This is a genomic window from Sulfuricurvum sp., assembly GCF_023250475.1.
In the GTDB taxonomy this organism is placed as follows: Bacteria; Campylobacterota; Campylobacteria; order Campylobacterales; family Sulfurimonadaceae; genus Sulfuricurvum.
This window is the reverse complement of the sequence record NZ_JAHFAQ010000146.1, coordinates 1-5065: the sequence shown is the minus strand read 5'-3', so window position 1 is coordinate 5065 and position 5065 is coordinate 1. Positions and strand designations below refer to the sequence as shown.

General features: G+C 43.6%; 4 protein-coding genes. All 4 read right to left on the bottom strand.

Translation table 11 applies throughout. From position 1 onward, the window contains the following. Positions 1 to 1275: phosphoglycerate dehydrogenase (gene serA, locus Q0C19_RS10950; RefSeq protein ID WP_295055945.1), on the bottom strand; the 1275-nt coding region annotated here is incomplete at its 3' end. Continuing rightward, positions 1275 to 1760, bottom strand: coding sequence for a hypothetical protein (locus Q0C19_RS10945; RefSeq protein ID WP_295055943.1), 486 nt, complete (start codon positions 1758 to 1760; stop codon positions 1275 to 1277). The genes serA and Q0C19_RS10945, both read right to left, overlap by 1 nt. A 5-nt stretch (positions 1761 to 1765) precedes the next feature. Continuing rightward, on the bottom strand, positions 1766 to 3421 hold the full coding sequence (locus Q0C19_RS10940) for a 30S ribosomal protein S1 (protein WP_295055941.1): 1656 nt from the start codon (positions 3419 to 3421) through the stop codon (positions 1766 to 1768). Between the two features lie 154 nt (positions 3422 to 3575). After that, a partial coding sequence (locus tag Q0C19_RS10935) for a ShlB/FhaC/HecB family hemolysin secretion/activation protein (RefSeq protein WP_295055939.1) occupies positions 3576 to 5065 on the bottom strand: 1490 nt, incomplete at its 5' end.

Here is a 5065-nt window from a genome sequence, read left to right as displayed (position 1 = left end):
TTTATCGGTAGTGAGTTTTACCGTTACAAGATTTTTATAGACGATACTTGATGGCAACTCTTCGGTCTCGATTTTGATGCCGCGCTCTTTGGCTACGAAATCGGCATTCACGTAATTGATCGTATCACCCGAAATATCGGCTAAAGCGCCGACAGTAACAAAAGTAGCCAAAGAGTTCACGTACTCGGCGATATCACCGCGACCGCTCACTTTGATCGAAACGATCGGTGCTTTATTCATCTGTGAAGCCAAGAACCCGATCTTCTGCCCCATTTCTAAAAACGGCTTAACAAACGGAGGAATCTTCGACTCGTCAATCGGTAAATTCAAAGCATGAGGATAGGCGATCCCTTTTGCCGCTTCGATGGCTTGCTGTGCCGCTTCTACTGCAATATTGTATTGAGATTCAAACGTATTGGCACCCAAGTGAGGAGAGACACAGATATTATCCAAATCAAGAAGCTTGTTATCAATCGCTGGCTCTTTGTTAAATACGTCAATCCCCGCAAATCGGACTTTTCCTGATTTAAGACCTTCATACAATGCATCTTCATCATACAATCCGCCGCGCGCACAGTTGATGAGAACGACTCCGTCTTTCATTTTCGCAATTTCATCCGCACCGATCATTCCGACCGTCTCTTTGTTTTTCGGAGTATGAATCGTGATAATGTCACATGATAAAATATCGTCGAAATTCGTCGTATATTTAACACCGACATCCGTTGCTTTGGATGGATGGATATAAGGGTCATACGCGATTACGTCCATCTCGAAAGCTTTTGAGCGGATACCCACACGGCTTCCGATATTACCAAAGCCGATGACACCGAGTTTTTTCCCTTTAAGCTCATATCCGTACCATTTTTCACGCTTCCAGATACGCTGATTTTTCAAATGATCGTGTGAATACGGGAACATACGCATACAAGAGAGCATATGGGTCATCGTAAGCTCAACGGCGGCAATGGTGTTCGCCGTAGGGACGTTCATTACGATAATCCCCTCTTTCGAACATCCCGGAATATCGACATTATCCACACCGACACCGGCACGAACGATGGCTTTCATTTTTCCTTTGACGGCATTGATAAATTTATCATTGACATCGGTAGAACTGCGGGTGATGGCGACATCCGCTTCTTTTATTACATCCAAAAGGGCAGTTTTGTCCATATCTGCGGCAAAAATCATCTCAATTTTATCATCACGGCGAAGAAGATTAAGGCCCTCTTCATGAATATGATCGCATACAACAATTTTAAATTTTTCCATTATTTTTCCTCTGTATACGGCGATAATTTCGCCGTGATTTGGTAGGTTTTTAGTTTTGTTACAAGAGACTGAAGCTGGAGTTGATCGGTTGAATCAACCGTGAGGAGCATAGGTTCCTCATTATTTTGCATTTCATAAGGGAGTTCGCTTTTTTTCAGTTCTTCTTTGACCTGTAAAAGTTCGTCGGTACTCTTCGGTGCCACAGTCACTCTGTACATGTCCAAAGCGCTGTTTTCTCCACTTACATCAAGTTTTAACGTTACTTCATTCACCGGATAAAAATATCCGCTCTCTTTAGTAGTAGAAAAATGGCTGATCCAGCTTCCGAGTTTCTCTCTGAGCCCCTCCGACGAACCGACAGCGTTCTCCTTCTCGGAAGAACTCATTTTCGGGACTGAAGGGTTTATCCGAACCAAAAATAAGACAATAAAAAGTGCTACCGCAAAGGTGATTAGGGGAATCAGCCAAAAAGCAGCACGTCGCATTGAATTTATTTCAATTGGTCTTTAATCAAATCACCAAGGCTGTGCGCGTCGTTATCATTGATTTCGTCCAACATTTTTTGATCATTCAAGCGCTCTAATTTTTTTACGGAAAGACGGATACGGTCACGTTTGGCATCGATAACCAAAATAGCCGCTTCAATCGTTTGACCGATTTCAAGCTCTTCCGCGATAAGAGGATAAAGATCTTCATTACGGATAAGAGCATCTACGCCCCCTTCCAATGAAACGAATACTCCGAAATCTTTGACGTCACGAACAGTCGCTTTGACCACTTCGTTCATTTTATGATTTGCGGCAAAGAGATCGATCGGAGACTCTTCAAGTGATTTACGGTTCAATGAGATTTTCTCATCGTCCGCATTGATTTTTGCAATTTTCACTTCGATCTCTTCACCCACTTTTAGGGTCTCTTTACATTTGACATTTTTGTCCCATGAAAGATCTTGGTTATGCAACAATCCCTCTACTCCGCCGACTTTAACGAATGCACCGAAATCGGTCAATGAAGTAACGGTTCCAGTAACAATATCACCCTCTTTGAATTTTTTAGTAAATTCTTCGAAAGGTTTCGCTTGAAGACGTTTGTACGATACACGCAATTTATGTGTTTTAGAGTTGATTTCGATAACTTCAACGTCGATCTCTTGACCGACAGTGAGGTAATCTTTAGGGTGTTTAATATTTTTATCCCATGTGATTTCAGAAATGTGAAGGAAACCTTCGATGTCATTTCCGAGATCAACAAAAATACCGTACGGTTCGATGTTGCTGACGGTAACGGTGATGGTATCACCCTCTTCCAACGCCTCTTCAACTTCTTGCCACGGATCGGATTGAACCGCTTTGATTGAGAGTGAAAGGTGACGCTTGTCTTTATCGTACGCAATCGCTTTTACGTTAACGATATCACCCTCTTTGTAAAGTTTAGACGGATTAACCGGCCCTTTGTAGCTGATTTCATTGTAATGAACCAACCCGTCAATTCCGCCGACATCAACGAACATACCGTAGCTGGTAATTTTTTTGACGGTACCTTGGATAACTTTATCCTCTTCCATCAACGCATCGATCACTTCTTTTTTACGTTTACGCTCATCATTGAAAAGCTTACGGCGAGAAACAACGATTGAAGCTTCCGCTGCATCAACTTTAACCACTTGCGCTTTGATCGTTTTACCGACCACTTGATCCGTCTCTTTGAACGCTGCGAGTGAACGAGGAAGGAAGAAATGGACATCGTCCGCTTCCAAAAGGTATCCGCCTTTGTTTTTCTTCGTAACCAATGCTTCGATCACAACCGATTCAAAATCTTCTTTGTGTGCATTGATAAATGCGAGCGTTTTTTCCTGCTCAAGCACTTTTTTATACGAAATTTTTGGACGCTCATTGTAGTGACCCATTACCATTACCATAATTTTATCGCCGACGTTGAACAAAAGTTTGCCCTCTGCATCGCGAATTTCATCCAGTGAAAGGATCCCTTCGAGTTTCTCACCGACGCCTACCAACGCGCGGTTGTCACTCTCTTGGATCTCTACTACTTCACCTTCTGTAATGCGTGTAGATTCTTGCTCTTTGAAAGATGCCTCTAACATCTCAGCAAAATTTTCTTCTTCGAACGATTCGTTATCGAAAGCCATGCCTATTCCCTTGTAACTAAAAATTGGCTGATTATAGCGAAAAAATGCTTGATTTAGGTTTTATCATGAAGAAATATAAGATCAAATATTGCTGTTTATAAAAAGAAAATTACACTCATTAGAGGAGGAATCGGGGGAAATCCCCGAAAATTGATTAGAATCTCATCATCCCTTGGATAAGGAGTTTATTGGAATTGGTAGAAATGTCGGCTTCGGTAGTAGGAGTGCGTTCACTGCCGAAACCGTGTGCAAGGGTTGCTTTGAGGTCAAAGTTTTGAAAGTTAAGCGCATATCCGAGACCGAGGGCATTCAGGGTACGGGCATTCTCTTCACTGTTGAAGGTTGTCGAGTTTTTCCAGACGCGTGCATGATCCAAGAAGATGCTGGTGTTATGACTGATATCCTCGATTTTCGGGAGGTTATAGATCAGATCAAGCGAGAGGGCATACCCTTGGTCACCGCTGAGTTCAGAGTCTTCGTAAGAGCGAACGCCGTTAGATCCTCCGACTGAAATATCTTCGGCTGAATCAAGGTTCTTCCCGAAACTTTTTTGCGCTTTAAACGTTGTTTGGAGAGTTGTGTTCTCGACGAGGTATTGGCTGTGCAGTGCGTTGAACGTCAGCTTTGTATAGTTCCCGCCGGTGTTGAGTCCTGTTTCATCGGTCGCTTTGGCATTATCGTTTTTAAGTCCCAAATGTCCGATCGTATAGCCGAGGGAGGCATTGAGGCTTCCCGGAAGGTTTAGGAATGCAGTATTGCTTTTATCACTTGCTTTAAGGGTGAGTGCGTCAAGAGCTTTAACACTCTCGTCTCCTTGTTGGGAATCTTTCATATCTTTATGATCGTAGGAAGCTTCTACACTTTGGGTATGGGCACGTGTCTTGATGGTAGGATAGCTGACATACGCATTGTAGCTATTGGTACGTCCGAATGCATCGTAGCTGATCTCATCAAGACGGTAATCGGTCACACTGAAACTGATCCCCCCTTTGAGCCCTGTGTATCCGAGCGGACGATCATATCCCAAGCGGGCATTTTTAAGATCGGCAGTGTTAGAGATAAGTCCTGAGAGGCTTAGTGTATCGCCGATACCGGTTAGGCTGTTAATGTTTCCGCCGAAGCTTAGACGATTTTCACCTGTATAACGGCTGCCGTAGTTATCACCGATGAGATATCCTGTGTATTGGGGAGTCGGAGATACGGTGATACGGAAATCACTCGTCCCTACTGCCGCTCCGGGATAGACTTCGGCGTTGGTCACTTGAGCGCCGGAGAGGTCATTGATCAGAAGCATTTGGCGTTCTAAACTCATGGTAGAGACCAGTTCTCCCCCTTTGAGGTAATCCATAAATCCCTGCACTTCAGAGGTTTCAACCAAAGAGCTGTTTTTCATATCGAAAGCCCCATAGGTTCCCTCAATAACAGCAATCTCGATAATGCCGTTCTCCATGGACTGCGCCGGGATATAGGCACGGGCAACGAAGTAACCGTGGTCACGGTAATATTTCGTAATAACAGATGCGACTTCTTTGAGGGCGTTAATTCCGAGATCTTTCCCTTCATACGGTTTGACGAGTTCGGAGAGAGTTTCGGAACTGAATGCGGTGTTCCCGCTGAATTTAAACGCTTTTACAAATGTTTTTA